General features: G+C 56.5%; 27 protein-coding genes. 17 read left to right on the top strand and 10 right to left on the bottom strand.

The annotated features are described in order from the left end of the window. Positions 1–67: 67 nt before the first annotated feature. The 5 genes from dnaN to mutM all read right to left on the bottom strand — a co-directional run bounded on the left by dnaN (position 68) and on the right by mutM (position 5,617). Positions 68–1,186 carry a DNA polymerase III subunit beta gene (gene dnaN, locus ACP15V_RS11330; RefSeq protein ID WP_424943786.1) on the bottom strand — a complete coding sequence of 373 codons (1,119 nt, stop codon included), beginning with the start codon at positions 1,184–1,186 and terminating at the stop codon, positions 68–70. Between the two features lie 172 nt (positions 1,187–1,358). Continuing rightward, positions 1,359–2,744 (bottom strand): chromosomal replication initiator protein DnaA, encoded by a 1,386-nt coding sequence (gene dnaA, locus ACP15V_RS11325; protein WP_424943785.1) that lies wholly within the window; start codon positions 2,742–2,744, stop codon positions 1,359–1,361. 711 nt (positions 2,745–3,455) lie between these two features. Next, positions 3,456–3,719, bottom strand: coding sequence for a 30S ribosomal protein S20 (rpsT, locus tag ACP15V_RS11320; protein ID WP_424943784.1), 264 nt, complete (start codon positions 3,717–3,719; stop codon positions 3,456–3,458). 183 nt (positions 3,720–3,902) lie between these two features. After that, positions 3,903–4,679, bottom strand: coding sequence for an enoyl-CoA hydratase (locus ACP15V_RS11315; protein WP_424943783.1), 777 nt, complete (start codon positions 4,677–4,679; stop codon positions 3,903–3,905). A gap of 86 nt (positions 4,680–4,765) precedes the next feature. Further along, positions 4,766–5,617, bottom strand: a complete 852-nt coding sequence (gene mutM, locus ACP15V_RS11310; protein WP_424943782.1) for a bifunctional DNA-formamidopyrimidine glycosylase/DNA-(apurinic or apyrimidinic site) lyase — start codon at positions 5,615–5,617, stop codon at positions 4,766–4,768. Between the two features lie 74 nt (positions 5,618–5,691). On the opposite strand from mutM, the gene ubiE reads away from it, so the two are divergent. Both ubiE and ubiB read left to right on the top strand, forming a co-directional pair. After that, the gene (ubiE, locus tag ACP15V_RS11305; protein WP_424943781.1) at positions 5,692–6,441 is read left to right on the top strand and encodes a bifunctional demethylmenaquinone methyltransferase/2-methoxy-6-polyprenyl-1,4-benzoquinol methylase UbiE; all 750 of its coding nucleotides are present in this window, start codon (positions 5,692–5,694) and stop codon (positions 6,439–6,441) included. A gap of 1 nt (position 6,442) precedes the next feature. Further along, positions 6,443–7,972: a 2-polyprenylphenol 6-hydroxylase gene (ubiB, locus tag ACP15V_RS11300; protein ID WP_424943780.1), complete on the top strand. Its 1,530-nt coding sequence runs from the start codon at positions 6,443–6,445 to the stop codon at positions 7,970–7,972. On the opposite strand, the gene ACP15V_RS11295 is transcribed toward ubiB, so the two are convergent. The 3 genes from ACP15V_RS11295 to ACP15V_RS11285 all read right to left on the bottom strand — a co-directional run bounded on the left by ACP15V_RS11295 (position 7,964) and on the right by ACP15V_RS11285 (position 11,100). Continuing rightward, positions 7,964–8,806 carry a phosphotransferase gene (locus ACP15V_RS11295; RefSeq protein WP_424943779.1) on the bottom strand — a complete coding sequence of 281 codons (843 nt, stop codon included), beginning with the start codon at positions 8,804–8,806 and terminating at the stop codon, positions 7,964–7,966. The two genes, ubiB and ACP15V_RS11295, sit on opposite strands and share 9 nt — an antisense overlap. A 64-nt stretch (positions 8,807–8,870) precedes the next feature. Then, positions 8,871–9,560 carry a flagellar hook capping FlgD N-terminal domain-containing protein gene (locus tag ACP15V_RS11290; RefSeq protein ID WP_424943778.1) on the bottom strand — a complete coding sequence of 230 codons (690 nt, stop codon included), beginning with the start codon at positions 9,558–9,560 and terminating at the stop codon, positions 8,871–8,873. A 10-nt stretch (positions 9,561–9,570) separates the two neighbouring features. Then, positions 9,571–11,100, bottom strand: coding sequence for a flagellar hook-length control protein FliK (locus ACP15V_RS11285; protein ID WP_424943777.1), 1,530 nt, complete (start codon positions 11,098–11,100; stop codon positions 9,571–9,573). Positions 11,101–11,237: 137 nt separating this feature from the next. On the opposite strand from ACP15V_RS11285, the gene ACP15V_RS11280 reads away from it, so the two are divergent. The 6 genes from ACP15V_RS11280 (at position 11,238) to ACP15V_RS11255 (ending at position 15,067) form a co-directional block, all read left to right on the top strand. Continuing rightward, a complete protein-coding gene (locus tag ACP15V_RS11280) occupies positions 11,238–11,525 on the top strand; it encodes a rod-binding protein (RefSeq protein ID WP_424943865.1) in 288 nt (95 codons plus the stop codon). After that, positions 11,512–11,865: a flagellar biosynthesis protein FlgN gene (locus ACP15V_RS11275; protein ID WP_424943776.1), complete on the top strand. Its 354-nt coding sequence runs from the start codon at positions 11,512–11,514 to the stop codon at positions 11,863–11,865. The genes ACP15V_RS11280 and ACP15V_RS11275 overlap by 14 nt, the downstream gene beginning before the upstream one ends. Positions 11,866–12,078: 213 nt before the next feature. Further along, a complete protein-coding gene (locus ACP15V_RS11270) occupies positions 12,079–13,416 on the top strand; it encodes a flagellin (protein WP_424943775.1) in 1,338 nt (445 codons plus the stop codon). 90 nt (positions 13,417–13,506) lie between these two features. Further along, positions 13,507–13,875, top strand: coding sequence for a flagellar biosynthesis regulator FlaF (gene flaF, locus ACP15V_RS11265; protein WP_424943864.1), 369 nt, complete (start codon positions 13,507–13,509; stop codon positions 13,873–13,875). Continuing rightward, the gene (gene flbT / locus ACP15V_RS11260; RefSeq protein WP_424943774.1) at positions 13,872–14,276 is read left to right on the top strand and encodes a flagellar biosynthesis repressor FlbT; all 405 of its coding nucleotides are present in this window, start codon (positions 13,872–13,874) and stop codon (positions 14,274–14,276) included. The genes flaF and flbT overlap by 4 nt, the downstream gene beginning before the upstream one ends. After that, positions 14,273–15,067: a DUF1217 domain-containing protein gene (locus ACP15V_RS11255; protein WP_424943773.1), complete on the top strand. Its 795-nt coding sequence runs from the start codon at positions 14,273–14,275 to the stop codon at positions 15,065–15,067. Before flbT ends, ACP15V_RS11255 begins: the two co-directional genes overlap by 4 nt. Here the strand turns inward: ACP15V_RS11255 and ACP15V_RS11250 are convergent. Then, on the bottom strand, positions 15,064–16,392 hold the full coding sequence (locus tag ACP15V_RS11250) for a FliI/YscN family ATPase (RefSeq protein WP_424943772.1): 1,329 nt from the start codon (positions 16,390–16,392) through the stop codon (positions 15,064–15,066). The genes ACP15V_RS11255 and ACP15V_RS11250 overlap by 4 nt on opposite strands. Before the next feature lie 88 nt (positions 16,393–16,480). On the opposite strand from ACP15V_RS11250, the gene ACP15V_RS11245 reads away from it, so the two are divergent. From ACP15V_RS11245 to ACP15V_RS11205, 9 genes are read left to right on the top strand one after another with little or no spacing between them, the layout of a single operon-like run. Continuing rightward, positions 16,481–16,870, top strand: a complete 390-nt coding sequence (locus tag ACP15V_RS11245; RefSeq protein WP_424943771.1) for a FlgB family protein — start codon at positions 16,481–16,483, stop codon at positions 16,868–16,870. A gap of 12 nt (positions 16,871–16,882) precedes the next feature. Beyond that, on the top strand, positions 16,883–17,275 hold the full coding sequence (flgC, locus tag ACP15V_RS11240) for a flagellar basal body rod protein FlgC (protein ID WP_424943770.1): 393 nt from the start codon (positions 16,883–16,885) through the stop codon (positions 17,273–17,275). 11 nt (positions 17,276–17,286) lie between these two features. Next, positions 17,287–17,577 (top strand): flagellar hook-basal body complex protein FliE, encoded by a 291-nt coding sequence (fliE, locus tag ACP15V_RS11235; RefSeq protein WP_424943769.1) that lies wholly within the window; start codon positions 17,287–17,289, stop codon positions 17,575–17,577. Further along, positions 17,577–17,843 (top strand): flagellar biosynthetic protein FliQ, encoded by a 267-nt coding sequence (locus ACP15V_RS11230; RefSeq protein WP_424943768.1) that lies wholly within the window; start codon positions 17,577–17,579, stop codon positions 17,841–17,843. The genes fliE and ACP15V_RS11230 overlap by 1 nt, the downstream gene beginning before the upstream one ends. Before the next feature lies 1 nt (position 17,844). After that, the gene (locus tag ACP15V_RS11225) at positions 17,845–18,564 is read left to right on the top strand and encodes a flagellar hook-basal body complex protein (protein ID WP_424943767.1); all 720 of its coding nucleotides are present in this window, start codon (positions 17,845–17,847) and stop codon (positions 18,562–18,564) included. Between the two features lie 9 nt (positions 18,565–18,573). Continuing rightward, positions 18,574–19,359 (top strand): flagellar basal-body rod protein FlgG, encoded by a 786-nt coding sequence (gene flgG / locus ACP15V_RS11220; protein ID WP_424943766.1) that lies wholly within the window; start codon positions 18,574–18,576, stop codon positions 19,357–19,359. Then, positions 19,359–19,796 (top strand): flagellar basal body P-ring formation chaperone FlgA, encoded by a 438-nt coding sequence (flgA, locus tag ACP15V_RS11215; protein WP_424943765.1) that lies wholly within the window; start codon positions 19,359–19,361, stop codon positions 19,794–19,796. Before flgG ends, flgA begins: the two co-directional genes overlap by 1 nt. Before the next feature lie 10 nt (positions 19,797–19,806). Then, positions 19,807–20,535: a flagellar basal body L-ring protein FlgH gene (gene flgH / locus ACP15V_RS11210; protein ID WP_424943764.1), complete on the top strand. Its 729-nt coding sequence runs from the start codon at positions 19,807–19,809 to the stop codon at positions 20,533–20,535. A 13-nt stretch (positions 20,536–20,548) separates the two neighbouring features. Beyond that, positions 20,549–21,055, top strand: a complete 507-nt coding sequence (locus tag ACP15V_RS11205) for a flagellar basal body-associated FliL family protein (protein WP_424943763.1) — start codon at positions 20,549–20,551, stop codon at positions 21,053–21,055. A gap of 581 nt (positions 21,056–21,636) precedes the next feature. On the opposite strand, the gene ACP15V_RS11200 is transcribed toward ACP15V_RS11205, so the two are convergent. Next, positions 21,637–22,725 carry a flagellar basal body P-ring protein FlgI gene (locus tag ACP15V_RS11200; protein WP_424943863.1) on the bottom strand — a complete coding sequence of 363 codons (1,089 nt, stop codon included), beginning with the start codon at positions 22,723–22,725 and terminating at the stop codon, positions 21,637–21,639. Between the last annotated feature and the right edge of the window lie 2 nt (positions 22,726–22,727).

Here is a 22,727-nt window from a genome sequence, read left to right as displayed (position 1 = left end):
AGATGCCCCTTTTTCCTTGTCAGAAATATCCTCGCCGAAGGCAAGAAAACCAAGTTCCTGACGCTGCTTAAACACGCATCGGCATGACGACATAGACGGCGCTGGTGTCATTGCCTTCGCGCATCAGGGCCGGGTCGCCGGAATTGTTGAACATGAAGGTCGCGTTTTCGCGGTCCACCTGGCTGGCAATCTCCAGCAGGTATTTGGCGTTGAAGCCGATTTCCAACCGCTCGTCGCCATAGGCCACAACCAGTTCTTCCTCGGCGGCCCCCGCATCGGGCGCATTCACCGACAGAACCAGGCGGTCTTCGTCCAGCTGCAGCTTCACTGCGCGCGACCGTTCTGACGACACGGTGGCCACGCGGTCGACGGCCTGCGCGAATTCAGACGCATCCACCTCCATCTTGCGGGTGTTCCCGGTTGGGATCACGCGGGTGTAATCGGGAAAGGTGCCGTCGATGACTTTCGAGGTCAGGGTGATCGCCGGGGTCGCAAAACGCACCTTGGTTTCCGACACCGATACTGCGATGGTCGCGTCGTCATCATCCAAGAGCTTGCGCAGCTCGCCCACGGTTTTGCGCGGCACGATCACGCCCGGCATCTCTTCGGCGCCCGCCGGCAGTTCGGCATCAATGCGCGCCAGACGGTGCCCGTCAGTGGCCACAGCGCGCAGCACCTTGCCGCCTTCGGCGTCCGACACATGCATGTAAACGCCGTTCAGGTAATAACGAGTTTCCTCGGTCGAGATCGCAAATTTCGATTTGTCAAAGAGGCGGCGCAGAACCGGCGCAGGGGCCGAGAAATTGGCGGAGTATTCCGACGACGCCATGACCGGGAAATCTTCTTTCGGCAAGGTCGCGAGCGAGAAGTTCGACCGGCCCGCTTCCACGGTCAGGCGGCCTGTGGCCCCATCATCGGTCAGCTGCACCAGCGCCCCGTCGGGCAGTTTGCGCACAATCTCATGCAAGGTGACGGCGGCCACGGTGGTCGCGCCCGCGCGCTCCACCATCGCGGCGGTTTTGTCGACCACCTCGATGTCCAGGTCGGTCGCGCGGAACGACACGCTGTCGCCTTCCGCTTCGATCAGCACATTGGCCAGGATTGGAATGGTGTTGCGGCGTTCCACAACCGATTGCGCCTGGGCCACGGCCTTGAGCAGTGCGCCGCGTTCAATGCTGATCTTCATATCCCACTCCTGACGAATAGAGGGGCTGAAAGCCGATGCTTTCGCCCCGCAAAAGGTTCTTTTGCTGGAATGTCCAATGGTTTGAAGGGCGGGTCAAGGCCAAACGGCCCCAAACCCGCCCTTTGCAAGCAACTGTGGTGCGTGCGCGTGGCTGCCCTGTCCGTTTTGGTGGTCAGGCTTCCAACGCGCGGCGCAAAAGCTCGAGGTCTTCAGCGATCTGATCATCCACCGCTTTCAGCTCGTCGATGCGTTTTACCCCGTGCATGACGGTGGTGTGGTCGCGACCGCCAAAGCGGCGCCCAATCTCAGGCAAGCTGCGCGAGGTCATATGCTTGGCCAGATACATCGCCACCTGACGTGGTCGCGCAATGGTGCGCACGCGTTTTGGGCCAATCAGGTCCGACAGGCGGATGTTGTAATGTTCGCTGACCTTGCGCTGGATCTCTTCCACGGTGACCTTGCGATCCGAGGCACGCAGAATGTCACCCAGACAATCCTGCGCCAGTTCCAGGGTGATTTCGCGACCGACCAGCGAGGCGAAGGCGAAGAGGCGCATCAAAGCCCCTTCCAACACGCGGACATTGGTTGAGATGCGATGGGCGAGAAACTCCAGCACACCATCCGCGATTTGCAGGCCTGGATATTGCTGACGATAGGCCGCAACCTTGGTTTGCAGCACGCCCAGACGCAACTCGTAATCGGTCGGGTGCAGGTCCACCACCAGGCCACATTGCAGGCGCGACTTGATGCGATCTTCCAGATCCTTGATCTCACCTGGGGCACGGTCGGCGGAAATGATGATCTGTTTGTTTTGGTCCACCAGCGCGTTGAACGTGTGGAAAAACTCTTCCTGGGTTGAATCCTTGCCGGCAATGAACTGCACGTCATCCACCATCAGCACGTCCACCGAGCGGAACAGTTGTTTGAAGTCCATCATCTGCTTTTCGCGCAGCGCCTTGACGAAGCGATACATGAATTGCTCCGCCGAGAGGTACACGACGCGCAAATCAGGCTGACGGGTCTTCAGCTCGTGCGCAATCGCGTGCATCAGGTGGGTTTTACCAAGACCGACGCCGCCATACAGGAACAGCGGGTTGAAGGTGACCGGGCCACCTTCTGCCACGCGGCGGGCGGCGGCGTGGGCCAGTTCGTTCGGCTTGCCAACCACAAAACTGTCAAACGTGAAGCGCGCATCCAGCGGCGCACCGGGCAAATCATCCTGCGCATCCGCCTGGGCCACAGCGTGTGACGCCTGTTTATCCCCGCTTTCCGCTGCAACCGGCGCCGCCACATTGGCCGCTTTGCGCGGTGCCATCTTTTGCGGCACTGCAAATTCCAGACGCGAGACCGGCACACCGGCACCAACCAGCTGGCTTAGAATCTTGTCACCGAAATTGCGTTCGACCCAGTTGCCCATAAAGTTGGTGGGCACCAGAAAGGTCATTACACCGCCTTCCAGCTCTGCAAATTCCAGGGGTTCGATCCAGTTGGTATAGTTGTTCTGCCCCACTGCCTTTTGCAGCTTGGACCGGACCTGTCCCCATTCTTCGTTCGTCATGTCACCTCGACCCATTCTTATTCTTCAAGACTGATGCAAGCAGTCTGTTCCAGATCATTCCAACTCGTCCCAGGCGCCTGCCACAGCACCGTCACCCACGACCCAACAGGTGCACATCAGCCGCCCCTTCCCGGCCGATGCCTCACAACTGACCCCTGGTCTGCCACGGCCCTGGCCCGCTTTGCGCGGTAACAGGCACGACAAAACCCATCACGACCGAGCCATGGTGGCTTGGCGTGTGCAGCCCCGGTTCGGGGCAATCGGAGACATGACATTTGCCAAGCACGCAACCCCAGGCACAGGGTGCGATGTCAGCGGTTTGGCAACACGAATTCCGTCCCCCTCGACGGAGGTTTCGCGCTGCGATCGCGAGGAGGAATCGATCCCCACCCGTGTGTAAAAAGGGTTAAGCCACTATTATTGCTAGGCTTTTCATCCCAATTCATCATTGTCCCAAGTCAGCGACGTGAATCGCTGAGGACAAGCTAGCAATTGGTCCGCGGGACGCGCAACAGAACTTCACGCTTGACTCTGTCTTTCCCAAAACGAATCCCAGACCCACCTTCAGCCGCCGGAATTGCCACCCGTAAAAACGCAAATGAGCGCGCCCATTTGGCGCGCTCATCTCATGTATAACACCCGTTTCCACGGGCTGACAATTTTGCCACAGGCCAGTCCAAACGAAACGTCTGCGGACTGCCTGACCCTAGGTTAACCCAGGGCTTTTACGCGGGCCGACAGGCGCGACATTTTGCGCGCAACGGTGTTCTTATGCAGAACACCCTTCGACACGCCGCGCATCAGTTCCGGCTGGGCTTCTTTCAGCGCAGCGGCTGCAACAGCCTGGTCGCCAGCAGCGATGGCTTCTTCAACTTTGCGCAGGTAGGTGCGGATGCGCGAACGGCGTGCCTTGTTGACGGCGAAACGACGGTCGGCCTGACGGGCGCGTTTTTTTGCTTGGGGCGAATTTGCCATATCTCTGATCCCTTACTTCGGGTGTTTCGTTTCCATGCCACTTCTCGTGACTGCGCCTAAGCACCCGCCGGGTTCAGAACCGGTGATTCTGGCCAAAGCGGGCCTCACACGCATATATTGCGGCCCCCTTTAGGGCATATTGCCCGGAAAGGGAACCCCATATCTGCGGCCAATTGGCCGGGATTACTTGTCGCGGAACTGCGCCTCGCGCTTTTCGACAAAGGCGGCCATGCCTTCTTTCTGATCCTGCGTGGCAAACAACGAGTGGAACAGGCGGCGTTCAAACAGCAGCCCTTCGGTCAGCGGCAGCTGTTCGGCACGGTTCACCGATTCCTTGATGGCCATCACCGTGATCATCGACTTCTCGGCGATCTTTACGGCGGCCCCCATCGCCTCTTTCATCAAATCCTTGGCGGGCACCACGCGGCTGACCAGCCCCGAACGCTCGGCTTCTTCGGCGTCCATAAAACGCCCGGTCAGGTTCATGTCCATCGCTTTGGCACGCCCCACCAGTTTGGTCAGGCGCTGCGTGCCACCAAGGCCCGCCATCACCCCTAGGTTCACTTCGGGCTGGCCGAACTTGGCCGTGTCGGACGCAATGATGAAATCACACATCATGGCAAGTTCGCAGCCCCCGCCCAGCGCATAGCCGGATACGGCCGCGATGATTGGCTTGCGGATCCGCATGACCGACGCTTCTTCCCGGGTGAACAGATCCCCCACGAACACGTCGACAAAGCTTTTCTCTGCCATCATCTTGATGTCCGCCCCGGCGGCAAATGCCTTCTCGGATCCGGTGATCACGATGCAGCGCACCTTGTCATTGTCTTGCGCTTCAGCCAGCGCTTCGCCGAGTTCCGCCAACAGCTCCAGGTTCAGAGCGTTCATCGCGTCCGGGCGGTTGAGCCGGATCAACGACACGTGGTCTTCAGTTTCGACGATGATATTCTTATAGGCCATGGTTCCCCTGCCTTTGTCCCGAGTGGTCGTCCCAAACCAGTAATGGTCAAGGGGGAGTCCTACGCGCGCAAATTCCACCAATCAAGTTATCTTTGGCATTGCCCACAATAGAAGCTGGATCTGCCCCCCTGCACGATTCGGGCGATTTGTCCTTTGCATTCAGGGGTGACGCAAGGTTCCGCTTCGCGCCCATAGACCTGAAAACTGTGTTGAAAATATCCCAGATCGCCATCCGCCTGCCGGTAATCCTTCAGCGAAGATCCGCCACTTTTTATCGCCTCGGTCAACACGTCGCGGATGATCGGCACCAGCCCCGCCACCCGCCTGGACGAGATTTTCGCGGCCTTGCGTGCCGGATGAATGCCCGCACGAAACAACACTTCGCAGACATAGATATTGCCCAGCCCCGCGATGATCCCCTGATCCAGAAGCGCCGTTTTGATCGCGGTATTTTTGCCTGCCAGCCGTGCAACCAGATAGTCTTCGTTGAAATCATTGCCCAACGGTTCGGGCCCCAAAGCACGGATCAGTTTATGCGCGTCCAGATCAGCGGTCGGGCACAGGTCCATCGCCCCGAACCGGCGTGGATCGTTAAACGTCACCCTTGCACCATTCGCCATGTCAAAGACCACATGGTCATGTTTTTCAGGCGCTGGGTGTTCATGGTGGAACTTGCCCAACGCGTGGCCGGAAATCAGCATCCGCCCCGACATGCCCAGATGCACGATCAAGGTCTCTTCACTGTCCAGATCTGCCAACAGGTATTTCGACCGCCGCCCCAACCGCATCACACGCACACCGGTCAGCCGATCTGCCATATGATCCGGGAACGGCCAGCGCAGCCCGTCGCGCCGCACGTCAGCCTTCACAATCCGCTCCCCCTCAATCACGGGGGCCAATCCGCGACGAACCGTCTCAACTTCGGGCAGTTCGGGCATGTTCTTCGCCTTTCCATTGTCTGTCCCGCACACACGGGATAAGAGGGAGCATCTGACCACAATGGGCAAGCCCGATGAGCAACTCCAGCAAAAAAACCCATTTCGGGTTCAAGACCGTAGACGAAGATCAAAAGGCCGGAATGGTCCATGGGGTCTTCACCAATGTGGCGTCGAAATATGACATCATGAACGACGTCATGTCGGTCGGCATTCACCGTCTTTGGAAAGACGCGATGATGGATTGGCTCGCCCCCCGCCCCGGTCAGCGCCTGTTGGATGTGGCGGGCGGCACTGGTGACATTTCTTTTAGGTTTCTAAACCGCGCTGAAGGCACCAGTTCGGTTGTGCTCGACATGACGGAATCGATGCTGGTGGAAGGCCGTCAAAGGGCCGAGGCCGGGAATATGGCGGATCGCCTCGATTGGGTGGTGGGCGACGCAATGTCGTTGCCGTTCGAAGACAACAGCTTTGACCGCTACACAATCAGCTTCGGCATCCGCAATGTGACCCGCATTCCCGACGCGCTGAAAGAAGCGTATCGCGTGTTGAAACCCGGTGGGCGCCTGATGGTGCTGGAGTTCAGCCAACTGCCCAATGACGGCATGCAAAAGCTTTACGACCTGTATTCCTTCAACGTGATCCCGCGCATGGGCAAGCTGATCGCGGATGATTACGACAGCTATCAATACCTGGTGGAATCGATCCGCAAGTTCCCCGATCAGGAAACCTTCGCAGGTATGATCCGCGACGCAGGCTTTGAGAACGTAAAGTACCGCAACCTGTCCCTAGGCATCGCGGCCCTTCATTCAGGGTGGAAAATCTAACATGCGCGGACCGCACAACATCTGGCGCCTGATCCGCACCGGCGCCACCTTTCAACGCACTGGCGCCATGGGGGTTGTGCTGGACGCGATGAACGCGCCGCCCGCCCTGCGCGTGGCCGCCCGCGTGATCGGCTTTCCATTTGCGTGGCTCGGCAAGAAGGGCGACACCGCGTTGCCGCCCGTGACCCGCGCCATCACCGCGTTGGGGCCGGCCTATATCAAGTTCGGTCAAATCCTCTCGACGCGCCCCGATGTGGTGGGCGCGGATCTGGCGGATCAACTGAAATACCTGCAAGACAAACTGCCCCCATTTCCGCTGGATCAAGCGCGCGAGATGATCGAAGACGAGCTGGGCATCGAAGTGGACGAAGTGTTTTCCGAGTTCTCTGAACCGGTTGCCGCCGCCTCAATCGCACAGGTCCATCGCGCCCGCCTTGCCAGCACCGGGGAAGAAGTGGCCGTCAAAGTGCTGCGCCCTGGTATCCTGCGCGCCTTCCGCACAGACATCGATGCCTTCCATTTCTCTGCGAAGATGATCGAATGGCTTTTGCCGATGACCCGCCGCCTGCGCCCCACCGATGTGGTGGAACATTTCGAAGGCGTGGTGATGGGCGAACTGGACCTGCGCCTTGAAAGTGCCTCGGCCAGCGAATTTGCCGAAAACACCGCCAAGGATGCGGGATTTGTGGTGCCCGAGGTGAACTGGGGTCTGACCGGTCGCACGGTGATGACCCTGGGCTGGGCCGAAGGCATTCCGGCCAATGACCTCGACAGCATCCGCGCCTCTGGCCTGAACATGACCGAACTGGGCGAACGCGTTTTGCAACTTTTCCTCAGCCATGCGCTGCGCGACGGGCTGTTTCATGGCGACATGCATCAGGGCAACTTGAAATTCGCGGCAAACGGCGATGTGGTGGCGATTGATTTTGGCATCATGGGCCGTATCGATGAATACACCCGTCGCGTCTATGCCGAAATTCTGTATGGGTTTATCACCCGCAACTATACCCGCGTGGCCGAAGTGCATTTCGAAGCGGGATATGTGCCCGCCGATCGGGACGTGGTCGAGTTTGCCCAAGCCCTGCGCGCGGTGGGCGAGCCGATCGCCGGCATGGATGCGACGCAGATTTCTATGGCGCGACTTTTGTCGTACCTCTTTGAAGTAACAGAGAAATTCGGGATGCAAACGCGCACTGAACTGATCCTGCTGCAGCGGACTATGGTGGTGGTCGAAGGTGTGGCGCGCTCGTTGGACCCGCATATCAATATCTGGCAATCTGCCCGTCCCGTGGTCGAGGATTACATCAAGGAAAGCATCGGCCCCAAGGCCCTGGCGAGGGACCTTTTGCGCACCGCCCGCGTGTTGTCACGCTTTGGCCCGCGCCTGCCCGAACTGGCCGAGGCCGCGCTGATCCGTCAGGCCACACCGTTGCCCGAGGTCGACCGTGCGCGCCCGATGCGCGCCATGGGATATGTCAGCCTGGGGGGCGCGCTTGCCTTGATGGCGGTCTGGGTGTCTACGCTACTTTAAAGCCTGAAGTTCCAATGCGGCAGCTGCGGCATGTGCCGCCGACCCCCGCGCGCCTTTCCACAGGCAGTATGCGGCCATCCTTGCGTGAAAAAGCGGTGCGAGAACCTGATACCGCCGCGTGACCTCAGGTCTGCCGTAGATTTGGAAAAACAGGGAAACTTCCGCATCCGACAATGCGCGATGCCCATATATCACCTGCATCGCCGGAGACAGAAAGATCGCGATATCAAGGCAAGGGTCGCCAGCAGCAGGGCATTGCCAGTCGATCAAACGCAGCCCGTCATCGGTCTCAACCAGGTTTCCAGGCACCACATCACCATGCAGGAAAACCGGTTGCGGTTCAGGTGGGAGCTCACCTCCGAGATCAATGGCCACCATATCCGGCTGCATCTCGCGTGTCTGCGCAACCAAAGCGTCCGGAGAGGATCGTATCCGGGGCAGCGCATCTGGTGCAGGGACGGCGTGCAGGCGGGACATCAGACGTGCAACATGTCCGACATCCCCTCGCCATTGCGGGCCGGGCAAATAGCTGTAGGCCAGACTTTTCCCCGCATCACATTCCAATCTCGAAATCAGGCGGGGTGCAATCCCCTCCCCTGCCAGGGCCGTCAATGCGATAGCCTCGAGATCAGGATCATTGCCAAATAGCGGCGAATGATTCTCGGGCTGGTACAGTTTGCAAATATGGTCCCGTTCTCCGGCCCCTACTCGCCATACAGGGTTGCTGTGCCCCCCTGATTGCCGCAACCACCGGGCCTCGGGTGCGATCAAACCGGTTTTTTCCCAGGCCGCGACAAGCGCTGCAGGCGGAGCATGTCCCTTATTTTTCTGCATCTTGCCCTTCCGCCCAGATCACGTGTCCCGGCAGGCTAAGGGCAGGGCAAAGGGGGCGCAAGGGTCATGGAGCTTCGCGCAGAGCGGAAACGGCGTCAGCCTTTACCAGGTCACCGCTCTCAAGAACCAGCTTCAACGAACCGCCTTCATTGCGTGTTTCCACGACCCGGGCATAAACCTCCACAGGAACGGTATCGAGCAGCTTACCTTCGCTCCAGCTTTCGAGCTCAAACGAGTAAGTTCCGGCTGCAAACGGTGTTCCGCTGTCATCCACACCAGCCCAATCAAGCTGTCCGCCATCTGCATCGATACCGACTTTTTGAACCACTGTGCCTTTACTGTTTTTGACAATCAGATTGGTTGTATCCGCCGTTGAGGGCGGTTTCGGATGAAGGGTGATCGGGCTGCCATCAAACTTGGCCGAAGCCTGAACACGCGCCTCCATCCCCACCCAGCCCGCAATATCCGTCATCCCCATCAGGCCAAGCTGGGTTGCCATACCTTCCAGCAAAGAATTGGTTTGCACCTGCTGTTCAACCCCTGAAAAGGTTGCGAGCTGCATGGCAAACTCAGTCGATTCCATCGGATTCAACGGGTCCTGATTTTCCATCTGAACCGTCATCATCTTCAGGAAGGTTTCGAAATCTGACGAAAGCGTCGCAGCAGCAGATTTTCCATCAGTCGTTTCACCCGGCTTGGCCGGTGGGGCCGTCAGGGACGCAGGCAGTTTAGGGGTCGTCGCAGTGGTAACCATGGGAAAATCCTTACAGTCTGATATCGACACCTGTGTGATCTGACAGGTTCAATTGCAGCGGGGTGGCGGCGAGGCTGGATATGTTGTCTTCTTCAGTGGTGTCACCGGATGACATACCCGTTCCGGAGGAAGTGTCGTCCGACGTCCCGCCCGTATCTGCGCCGGATTGCTCAAACGAAAATGAAACCTCACCATATCCAATATCGCGCATTTCCTGGGCAAGCAGATCAATATGGCGACGCATGAGATCCAAGGTTTCCGGGCGTTCAACATTTACCGACACCGTCATGGCCGACATGTCGCCCGAGAATGTCAGGCGCAACCGGCCCAGCTCTTCCGGGCTTAGCGTCAATTCAACAGGCCGATCGGGTTGTAGACGCGCAACGTCCGCCAGTTGCACCGCAATATGACGCGGCAACTCAGCCCGCAAATGCCCAGAAATTTCTGCGCGCGCCAATAGGGTTTCGGCTGCTCGAACATCGTTCGCTGCCAGCTCGGTAACGACATCTATCCCTGAAGACATCTCTGATACCTGATTGGCGTCGGAAAAATCCTGGACCGCCTGTATCGAAGCGAGTGACGGTGTTCCCGTCTGGTTTTTTGCACCGGGGATGAAGGATCCAGGGGCCTGTACCGCGGGTGTCGTTTTGGGCTCTTCTCCCTCAGGCGTGTCTTGGGGTGTGGCGTCAACGTCTCCATGAGGGTCACCCAAGCTGACCGTCTGCACAGCTGCTCCGCCGCTCAAAGGCTTGGAAATCGCACCCAAGTTTGCGGAGTTAGAGTTCTCTGGCGCAAGTTTGGGCGATGCTGGCGGCCCTTCAGCCCTCAGATATCCCTCATCCTTGTGGAGCGCGGCAACCAAATCCTTCGCCGACAAAGAGATTTCTTCACCGCTCTTGGCCGAACCTTGATACGCTATAGGCACCTTCGAAAGCTGAACCGGAACAGCCATTTCGGTTTTGCTTACAGAGGCAGCAGACTTCGACTGTGACAGGAAATCACCCGGCGTTTCAGCCACTGCAGCAGAGCGCATTTTCGCGGTTGGCACGTTCATCTGTTCCTGAGGGACTGACGGCTTGTCAGACGGCACATTCGCATCCACGCTTGTGCTCTTCACGACAGCTGCCCCGCTGTTGAGAGCAGCCGGGACATCCGCGGCTTGTCCAGACAATTGCCCTTTTATCGTTGCCTCGGCGATGGTTGCCTCTGCAGGGATCCGCACATCCCCCAGAGTTTCATTTCCAGAAATACGCAAAGGCTGGTCCGATGCATCAGCATCATTTGCCACATGGGCGTCAGCCGCGATGTTCGTGCTGGCGCGCCCGAACCCCTCTCCAGCGCGGGGCAGTTCAACCTGGATGCCCTCTGGCCCCACCATTGGCAACATGTTGGCCTGCTCATCTTGGGGTGCGTTTTCGTGAGATTGCAACACGACGTCCCCAAAACTGACATCCCCTTCAAGAGATGTGTCGGCGGTATCCGCCTTGGTCGAGGTTTTTTCCGTCCCGCCAACCAACGGGAAACTTGATCCAAGCTGCATATGTTCTTCCGGGTGTTCTGACTCCGTTTCCGACGATAATGGCAGCACTTGGTTACCGGATCTTTACCGCTGGCAGCGATAAACGAAAAAGTAGTTTGCATTTGAAAGGATGTGACATGGATCCGATTACACGTCCCATGGGACCAACGCCGTCCCTTGATCTCTCATCGCCCCCTGCCCAAGGTCATCGTGACGATGCACTGCGACAGGCCGCACAAGACCTTGAGGCTTCGTTTCTGGCTGAAATGCTGAAAGCCGCAGGTGTTGGCAAACCCCGGGAAAGTTTTGGGGGCGGCGTCGGGGAAGATCAATTTGGCTCCTTCCTGGTGCGCGCACAGGCGGAAGAGATGGTCAAGGCTGGGGGGATCGGATTGGCCGAATCATTATTCGAAGCCCTGAAGGAGCGTGCAGATGGCTCTCTTTAAAATCCCCGCGATACCGGATGCCCTTGATGCATTGCTGGATAAAGAACGTGAAATTCTTCTTTCAGGTCAGATCGAAGCATTGCCGCGGCTTGCCCCCCAAAAGGAAAAACTTCTGAATCAGTTGCCTTCAGCGAAGGCCACCTCCCAGCAGGTGGAGGCGCTGCGCCGTAAGGCCGATCGCAACCAGGAATTGCTGGTGGCCGTGAGCAAAGGAATCAGAGCAGTGTCGCGACGTCTGGAGGCGTTGCGCTCCCAAAAAACCCAACTGCGTACATATGATGCCGGTGGGCACAGCAAAAATCTGGCCAAACGTGCCACCACCTTTGAAAAGCGCGCATGAAGGAAGGGATTGCATCAAATGCAATCTATATGATGATCGCAGATTCAGATTTCCTTCAGCTTTTAGGCGTCACCTGATCACGCATTCCTGAGGGGGTGGCGCGGTAGGGACAACCCGAACATTCCGCAGAGTTCAGAACAGCTCGTACATCCCGCCCATCGCGGCGGAAATCCAATCCGGTGCAAAGCATCGAAAGACTGAAGGATAACTTTTATGTCCAGTATTCTGACAAACAATGGCGCAATGGTCGCGCTGCAAACCCTGAAATCAATCAACTCGAACATGTTCGATACCCAGAACCAGATTTCGACCGGTAAGAAAGTCGCAACCGCCAAGGATAACTCTGCGGTCTGGGCCATTTCGAAAGTGATGGATTCGGATGTGAAAGGCTTCAAAGCGATTTCCGAGAGCCTTTCGCTGGGTGAATCAACCATCGCCGTTGCCCGGAACGCATCAGAGACCGTGACCGATCTTCTGACCAAGATGAAAGGCAAGATCGTTGCCGCTCAGGAAGAAAACGTCGACCGCGCCAAGCTGCAGACCGATATCGTTGCCATACGTGATCAAATCGGCTCGGTGGTAAGTGCAGCCCAGTTCAACGGGTTGAACCTGATTGATGGCTCCAGCACCGATGCAATGAACGTATTGTCGTCGTTGGACCGTGATTCCAGTGGCAATGTGACGGCCGCCCATATCAACGTGGATCGTCAGAACCTGTCGACAACCACACCAGTGAGCGCACAAACCTTCGGGACCACTGACCTGGCTGATGCAGCTGCGGCAGCGGCCCTGATCACGGCAGGTTCGGGAACCGTGGTTCATGATGACACGGCATTTGACCCCACCAGCCCAACCGTATCGATCACAGATGGCGGCAGCCAAACCTTTACAATCGGTACAGTGGCAGAAGGCAACAGCTATCAGATCATCCTGGATGATGTGAATGTCAACGTGAATGGTGGTGGCAGCACCCTGGGTCAGCGGACTTTTGAATATGTCGCCAGCTCGACCGATGGTACTGCCGAAGTCGCCGCCAATCTGACAGCTCAGATCAATGCCTTCTTCGGTGCTGCAACTGACTCGGGTGAAGGGTACACCGTCACTCAAGGCACTGGCTCCAACGCCAACCAGTTTACAGTTGCCAACGCGGCTGGCGGTGATGCAACAGCCGTCAAAGTGGGTCTGCGTGCCCAAACTGGCGGCACCGCAGGTTCGTCTGCCGCCTCAGGTGGTCTGGGCGCATTGCAAAACATTGATGTGACCAGTGACTCCGGTGCAACGGGTGCTCTGACGGCGATTGAAGGACTGATCGATCAATCGATCGACGCAGCCGCAGCCTTCGGTTCTGCACAAGGTCGAATTGAGACCCAGAGCACTTTCATCGGCAAGCTTTCGGACTCTCTGAAATCAGGCATTGGTGCAATGGTTGATGCAGACATGGAAGAAGTATCTGCACGCCTGCAGGCCCTCCAGGTTCAACAGCAGCTGGGCACCCAGTCGCTGTCAATTGCGAACCAGGCGCCGCAAAACATCCTGTCTCTGTTCCGCTAAGGAATAGATTGGCGAGGCGCCAAAACGGCGCCTCGCCGCACTAACGTTTCTTGATTTCAACGTTTAACGGAAGGAAAAACCGTGAACGCAATGAACATGGCCAAAACGGCCTATGCCGCTTCGCAAACCCCAATCAGAACACCGCGAAGCATCGAGTACGAAGCCTTTGCTCGTGTCACACACCATATCAAATCCTCCGCCGAAAAAGGCCGAGCTGGGTTTGTACAACTGTCCCGCGCCGTACACGAAAACCGCCGTCTTTGGACCTTGCTGGCCACCGATGTCGCTGAACAGGGCAACACCTTGCCCCCGGATCTTCGCGCAAAGATTTTCTACCTCGCAGAGTTTACCAATCTGCAATCCAGTAAGGTTCTGAAGGACCCAACCGAAGCCAAGGTGCTTGTTGAAATCAACACCGCGATTATGCGCGGTCTAAGACAGAAGGCGGAAGTGGCATGAGCGGACTTGTATTGAAACTCAGCCCGAAAGAGCGGGTGCTCATCAACGGGGCTGTCATTGAAAACGGTGATCGTCGCTCGCGACTGTCCATCGTTACACCCAACGCCAATATCTTGCGTCTGCGCGATGCAATTCACCCGGAAGAGGTGAACACACCAGTGCGCCGCGTCTGCTATATCGCCCAACTTGTTCTCTCCGGAGATGCGGAGCAGGAAGAAGCCCGCCTCCAGTTGCTGCGCGGCATTGAACAGCTCAGCCAGGTCCTGACAGATCCGGACAGCCGGGAACACATGACCCGGGCAACCGATGCCGTGATGGAAGATCAGTTTTATCAGGCTCTGAAATCCCTTCGCGCACTCCTTCCCCGCGAAGATCGCCTTATGGCGGCCCGCCTGTCATGAGTTTTCAGCCGGTCATTCCCTTGGGCGGCATGGCCGGCTGGGCATTTTTGCAAAGAACGCAAGACTCCCAGAAAGAGGCCTTTGCCGCCTCGCCCGTAATGCAACGGGATATCGCATACTTCCAAGAAAACATCAGCAAGGTCAGCACGGCCGAACAGTTGGTCGAAGATTTTCGGTTGCTGAAAGTTGCCCTTGGGGCGTACGGCTTGGATGATGATATTGGCAACAAATACTTCATCCAGAAAGTGCTGGAAGACGGTACGCTGGACACCGACGACCTGTCCAACAAGCTATCTGACAAACGTTATTACGAAATGGCACGAGATTTTGGGTTTGGTGACTATAAAATCCCGCGCACCAAAATATCCGATTTTGGCGACATCACGACTGCTGCCTACAAGGATAGGCAATTCGAAATCGCTGTGGGTGAACAAGATCCCAATCTGCGCCTTTCGATGGCGCTTGAGCGCGATCTTGGCGACATTGTCAAAAAAACCACTTCAGATGTTGGCAAGTGGTATTCGGTCATGGGTAACCCACCATTGCGCAACATCTTTGAAACAGCATTCGGGTTGCCGAAAAGCTTCGGCACCCTGGATCTGGAGCTTCAACTCGACTCCTTCCGTGAAAAGGCTGAAACCTATTTTGGAGACAGCACCATCGAACAGTTTTCTGATCCTGCGAAAATGGAAGAGCTTAACCGACTGTTTCTGGTACGGTCAGAAATCGCCAATGGCACCGCCGGCCTTTCAAGCAGCTCTATCGCCTTGACCTTGCTGCAGAATCTTTAATTTTCACTCTTCTCAGCAGTCATACATCCACCCAGTCTGCGAAAGCTGGACGCGGTGTCATCAAGCTCATCTTCAGCAAGGAATGCATCCAATTTGGGGTAACACTCAATTGCCGCATCAATCATTGGGTCACTGCCTTCGGAATACAGCCCTGCCTGAATCATCATTTCAGATTTGGAATAGGCACCAAGCCGCTGACGTGCGGCCGAGATCAGGGCATTTTCTGCATCCGTAGCAGCCCCCGGCAAAGCGCGTGAAACCGAGCGCAGCAAATCAATAGCTGGAAACCGACCACGTTCTGCAATTTGACGATCAAGCACAACATGCCCATCCAGGACGCCACGCAAAATATCCGCAACAGGTTCTTCCATATCGGATCCGGCCACAAGTACCGAGAAAATTGCCGTAATATCCCCTGCCATGCCACTGCCCGGCCCAGCCCGCTCACAAAGTGTCGTGATCTGCTGTGCGGTGGACGGAGGGAATCCCCGCAATGAACTTCCTTCGCCCGAGGACAATGCAATCTCGCGGTGGGCCTCGGCAAACCGGGTCACACTGTCGGCCAGGAAAAGCACATGCAGCCCCTTGTCCCGGAAATGTTCAGCCACTGTCATCGCCGCCCACCCCGCGCGCCTGCGCACAAGGGGCGATTGGTCCGAGGTTGCAGCAACCACAACAGAGCGTTTCATGCCTTCCGGTCCCAAAACGCGTTCCACAAACTCACGAACTTCACGCCCGCGCTCGCCAATCAGTGCAATAACCACCACATCGGCCTGAACGCCACGGGCCAGCTTGGCCAGTAAGGTGGATTTTCCGACCCCTGACCCCGCAAACAATCCAATCCTCTGCCCTTTCACGATAGGAAGCAGTGTATTGAAAACGGCCAGACCCGTTTCCAGGCGCGCACCCAAAACCCTGCGTTCGGTCGGATTGATGCTTTCCCCGCGCAAGGTGCGCGTCTTGATGCCACGCAACACCTTGACACCATCAAGGGCCTGGCCAAACGGATCGATTACACGGCCGATCCAACTGTCGTCCGGTGCCAACTGCCCGACCCCACACAGCACGACCTGATTACCAATCCGCAGGCCTTCGACATCCCCATCCGGCAAAACGGTAACGTGGTCGGCCGAAAGGTTCAAAACCTCGCCCAGCCGGGTGACCCCATTTGAGCGAATCTCAACCAGATCACTTTGCGCCGCAACATGCGACAGACCTGCCACCTCGATGGTGCCGCGATGGATTTCAACGATACGGCCAACATCCGCAATGGCGCGAACGGCGTCCACTTCTGCGGTTAACTGCTCAAACCCGACGGATTTCATGGCGTTCTCCCGATTATTGGTTCGTGAAACTGTTTTTAAAGGAATCAGGGTTAAGCCTTAGTTGAAACCAATCGAGGGAGAAGCCCCGATGTTCGATAAACTGGAAATTTTTCGCATGAGCCAGGGATTGGCTATGCACGCCGCAGCGCGTCAATCGACCATTGCACAGAATGTCGCAAATTCGGATACGCCGGGCTATCGCGCCCGCGATCTGGCCTCTTTTAATGACACCTATTCGTCATCAGACACTTCCATGCGCATCACGCGGGCAAAGCACGCCATGCCCTTCGACGGCCTGCACAAAGGGGCACAAGCCGAAACCGTGATTCGGTCTGGTGCCATGTCCCCCAACGGCAACTCTGTCTCTCTGGAAACCGAAATCATGGCCGCGGCGGAAGCCAAGCGAGATCATGATCTTGCACTCGCAGTTTATAAAAGCTCGATGAATATCATGCGCGCGTCAGTTGGGCGTCGGTAAGGGGGATGTGTCATGAGTGATCTTAGAAACTCCGTCTCCGCCGCCGCATCCGGCATGAAAAGCCAAGCGGCCCGGCTGCGCCACGTGTCTGAAAATATCGCCAATGTGGACACCCCCGGCTATCGGCGGAAACTGGTCAGCTTCAACGAAATCATGGAGGGCGGTCATGCCACCGGCATGGTGGAAACCGGCAAAGTACGGCTGGATCGCAGCGCATTGCCCAGCATCTACGACCCGTCTCATCCGATGGCAAATGAACAAGGCTACTACGACGGCTCGAATGTCGATCTGGTGGTTGAAATCGCTGACGCGCGCGAAGCGCAGCGCAGCTATGAGGCGAACCTCAAAATGTTCGATCAGGCCAAGCAAATGTCAAAAGGCCTGCTTGAACTTCTACGCAGATAGGAGACTCCAGAATGGACGTTAGATCCTCAATTGCGACACAAGGCTATGCAGCCACACGTCCTGCCACGCAGCCAAAGGCCCGGGCAGACGGACCGGCGGCGGATTTTGCCAAAATGGCAAATGATTTCGCCGCCACCGTGCAACAAGGTGAACAAACAGCCATGGCGGCCATGTCGGGAAACGCAGATCCGCATGCGCTGGTTCAGGCCCTGGCACAGACCGAGCTCGCGGTGGAAACCGCTGTCACAATCCGTGACAAGGTCGTTGAGGCCTATCAGGAAATTCTAAGGATGCCGGTCTGATGAGTGAGATTATTTTCTTTGATACGCTCCGGGCCGGCCTTTGGAATGCGGTTTTGATTTCGCTGCCGATCCTATCAGTTGCACTGGTAGCCGGTCTAATTGTTGGCTTGTTTCAGGCGCTCACATCCATTCAGGAAATGACCCTGACCTTTGTACCCAAACTGGCGGCAATCCTGGTCGTGTTCTGGGTCTCGATGAGCTTCATGACAGAAACGCTTACTGGTTTTTTCCAAAATCAGATCATCCCGTTGATTGCAGGAAGCTGACATGGACAATATCGGCTACACTACTTTGACACGACAATCCGGGTTGATGCGCGAAATGCAATCCGTGGCCAATAATATCGCAAATGCCTCGACCACCGGGTATCGGCGCGAAGGGGTGATTTTTTCAGAATATGTTCAGGCGTTGGACAAGGGGGATAATTCGCTGTCCATGGCCACCGCAAACGCCCGCCTGATTGATCTTCAACAAGGGGCGCTGACTCAAACAAATGGCAGCTTTGATTTTGCCATCGAGGGTGACGGGTTTTTCATGGTGGAAAGCCCCGACGGAGCGCTTTTGACCCGTGCCGGCGCGTTCACTTCGTCTCCAGAGGGCGAGCTTGTCACCAACGATGGATTACGCTTGCTTGATGCGGGTGGCGCCCCGGTGTTTGTGCCGCCGGATGCAAAATCCGTGTCCTTGGCGGCAGATGGCACCCTTTCTGCTGATGGTCGGCCGCTGACGCAGATCGGGCTCTACCTGCCCACAGATCCAAATGACCTGAAGCATCGCGAAGGGGTTAGATTTGCGGCCCCTGGCGGGACCGAACCAGTGATTGAAGGGGCAACCATCCTGCAAGGTTTTCTGGAGGGATCCAATGTCGATCCGGTGCAGGAAATCACCCGAATGATCGAGGTTCAGCGCAGTTACGAGTTGGGTCAGATGTTCATGGAAAAAGAGGATGAACGCATTCGTTCCGTCCTCAAAACCGTTATTAAATAGGGGGACATAATGCGTTCTTTGCAAATTGCCGCCACCGGAATGCTGGCCCAACAGATGCGTGTCGAAACCATTTCGAACAACCTCGCCAATATGAACACCACGGGATATAACGCCCGTCGCGCAGAGTTTGCGGATCTGCATTATCAGCAGGCCACCCGCCCCGGCACAATCAACGCCGCCGACGGCACTGTTATTCCAACCGGCGTTCAACTTGGACTGGGGGTTCGTCCCGCCTCGGTCACCATGATGGTGCAGCAAGGCAGCCTTTCTCAGACAAACGGCGAACTTGACGTCGCTGTTGAAGGCAAGGGGTATCTTGAAGTCACCCTGCCAGGCGGCAACTCCGCCTATACGCGTGATGGGGCGTTGAAACTCTCCCCCGATGGGCAAATCGTAAACTCTGACGGCTATGTCGTGGTTCCGGAAATCACCATTCCCAATGACGCGCGATCAATCTCGATCAACGCGCAGGGTGAAGTTCATGTCTATTTCAAAGACGTCGTAGAGCCTGAGCTGATGGGTGCCTTTACCTTGACCGCTTTCACCAATGAAAAAGGGCTCGAAGCGGTGGGGTCCAATCTCTATGTTGAAACGACCGCATCCGGCCCCCCCTTGACCTCGGCCCCGGGAGAAGACGGGTTGGGTACGATCCGACAGAATTATCTGGAAAACAGCAGCGTGGATGCCGTGCGTGAGATCACTGAACTGATCGAAGCCCAGCGCGGTTATGAACTCAACTCCAAAGTCATCACTGCATCTGACCAAATGCTTGCTGCGACCACACAGGTGCGCTGATGTTCCGTTCGCTCTTCATTTTCTTGACGTTCATACCGGGCGTTGCCCTGGCCGATACCGTATTGGCCGCTCGGACAATGCGGCCACACAGTGTTTTGACGACAGCAGATCTGAAAATCTCGTCCGGCGACATTCCCGGAACCTATGCATCCATCCAAGATATTGTTGGTCAAGAAACCCGCGTGGTCCTTTATGCTGGCCGTCCCATTCGTATCGAAGATGTCGGACCCCCAGCACTGGTAGACCGAAATCAGATCGTAACCCTTATGTACGATAACGGGGGCCTGCAGATCGCCACCGAAGGGCGGTCCCTTGCACGTGGTGGGGTCGGCGATCGGGTTCGCGTTATGAACTTATCTTCCCGCAGCACGGTTACCGGCACGGTTCTGGCTGACGGGACCATCAATGTCGCTCCTCCCACACTCCCTGGATCCTGAAAGTTTTCTCATGCGTTTGCTCATTTCCCTTCTCTGTGTCACCAGCCTCATCACCGGTTGCGCTCGTCTGGAAGAGGTCGGAAAGGCCCCGGCTCTTTCACCGGTTGAAATCAACCAAGAACATCATGCCATGACCGCAGCGGTCCTTCCGGTGGCGCAACTGCCCAAAAGCTCTTCTTCTCATGCGTCCACCTGGAGCCGCGGTCGCCAATCCCTTCTTGGGGACCGGCGCGCGCAGCAGGCCGGGGATATTTTGACCGTTGTTATTGAAATCAACGACCGGGCAGAGTTTTCGAACAGTTCAGCGCGATCGCGAAACGGGTCCGAAGAGATGGGCGTGCCATCTCTATTCGGCATTCCACAAAACATCAACAAGTCCATGCCGGATGGGGCGAGCATGGACAATGCTGTATCGTTCAACTCGAAAAGCTCGGCTGGGGGTAATGGATCTGTCCGCAGAAATGAGAAACTTGAACTTCGCGTGGCCGCGACCGTGCTCGGAACTCTGCCAAACGGCGTGCTGCAAATTCAAGGCTCCCAGGAGGTACGGGTAAACTACGAGCTTCGCGAATTGTTGGTAACAGGTTTCGTGCGGCCCGAAGACATTTCTCGCAAGAACGAGATTGCCTATGACAAAATTGCATCAGCCCGAATTTCTTACGGCGGTCGTGGCATGATCTCTGACGTTCAGCAACCGCGTATCGGACAACAGGTTGCCGATATCATTCTTCCTTTCTGAACAGGAGCAAACTATGGGTAAAATCCTTCCGATCTTGTTGGCTCTTATTGGTTTGGGTGGTGGCGTCGGAGCCGGAATTGCACTGCGACCCGCCCCCGAAGTGGCAGAAATCAATCCGTGTGGAGATTTACCTGCTGAAACGGATATCAGTAAGGCCGATGCGGGCGATGTCACGCCAACAGATGAGGGCGCACCCACCAGCGATTTTGTAAAGATGAACAATCAGTTCGTCATCCCCGTGGTCGGCGATGGCCAAGTACGTTCTCTTGTCGTTTTGTCCCTTAGCCTGGAAATTTCCGCTGGTGGCAGCGAGGAATTCTACCAAAAAGAACCGAAGTTGCGCGATGCCTTTCTTCAGGTTCTTTTTGACCACGCGAACCTGGGTGGTTTTGATGGTGTATTTACGGACTCCGTAAAGCTTTCTGGTCTCCGGAAGGCGTTAGAGGAGGTCGCGAGCAAGACAATGACAACACATGTCATCGAAGTTTTGGTCACCGATATCGTGCGGCAGGATATCTGATTTCTCGAACTTGACGTTCCCCGCAGATTTCCACCTTAGATCAAAGGCACTTTGCTGCCCGCAGTGAACAACCCGGCCGTCACATTGCAGACCACGCAAGTTTTCAAACGAGCGCCCATCGGGAGGACCAGGGCAGACGTTGGCTTTGTAAGACGTTCGCCGTACCGATTTAAAAGTCAGGAATAAAACTCAAAAGTGAGCCATGTGAAGGGTTCATTCCGGTGTTGTCACTGCGGAGAAGATCGATCAGGAAATAGACCGTTCAGAGTATCTTATAAATTCAGAAAGCAGCACGCCAAGCCCACCGGCTTATGGCGAATTAGTAGATCCCCCCAAGCTCTGGTCAGAAGCGCTTGCTCATTCTGTCGTGATGCTGCAGGCACTTCCCCCACCGCATTGCTTTCACCTCAGGGCATTCAAACACTTCCTGCGTGAAAAGTGCGTCTCTCTCGCGTATGAGCGGGCGTCTTGGCAAACACTTCATCGGTGCTGACAACCGAAGTCCTGATCACCGCCTTCTGATTCATTCCGCCCGCAATTGGCGTGCCCATACGATGCCCGTCCACCCGAACACTGCGCAGCTACCTGACTACAAAATCAGCATGAAGCGCACCGGCCGCTTTGATGCTTTTGAGGATATCAATCATGTCTCTTGGCGAGACACCAAGCGCATTCAATCCCGCGATCACCTCTGACAGAGAAGTGCCACCATCAACTTCGGCAAGCCCGGTTCCCGGTTCTTCCTGAATTTCCGCCTCTGTCCTGGGAATGACGATCGCTTGTCCATCGGTGAACGGATTGGGCTGCACCACCAATGGCCGCTCTTGAATGCGCAAAGTAAGGTTGCCCTGTGAAACAGCGACCCGACTGATGCGGACATCTTCCCCCATAACAATGGTTCCCGAGCGCTGATCAACAACAACTCGCGCCTTTCGCTCTGGCTCCACACGCAGATTTTCGATATCCCCCAACGCGTGGGCTGGCGAAAGAGCACTTGTTGCCTTGATATCCACCAGCACCGTACCGCTATCCAACATGCGTGACACAACGCGGCCAAACTTGCGGTTGATCGCATTTTCAATACGTTCTGCAGTGGTGAAATCCGGTGTTCGCAACGCCAATCGAATAGATTTCAGCTTGGTGAAGTCAAAATCGAGTTCTCGTTCAACCCTTGCGCCCGCAGGGATCACACCGCTAGTTGGCACGCCCTGAACGACGCTCGCTCCATCACCTTCGGCAGAGGCCCCACCGGCAATGACTGTCCCTTGGCTGACCGCATAGATTTCGCCATCCGCAGCATTCAGAGGTGTCATAATCAGCGTTCCACCCAGAAGACTTTTCGCGTCTCCAACCGCCGAGACGGTCACATCGATACGCGACCCTGACCGGGCAAAGGGTGGTAACGTCGCGGTTACAAAGACTGCTGCGACATTTTTGGGCCGAAACTGTTCTCCCGTGATGTTGACACCCAACCGCTCAAGGATGTTTGACATGATGTCCTCGGTGAATGGAGCGTTTCGGATCCCATCACCTGTTCCATTCAACCCAACCACAAGCCCGTAGCCGATCAGATCATTGCCCCGTACGCCATCAAACTCCACCAGGTCTTTGATCCGGATCGTATTCGGCTGGGCCATACCCACCGTGGCAATCAGAAGGCCAAGTGCCATCA

This window comes from Aliiroseovarius crassostreae, from assembly GCF_049803815.1.
GTDB classification, from domain to species: Bacteria; Pseudomonadota; Alphaproteobacteria; order Rhodobacterales; family Rhodobacteraceae; genus Aliiroseovarius; species Aliiroseovarius crassostreae_A.
This window is presented reverse-complemented; position numbering and strand designations above follow the sequence as displayed.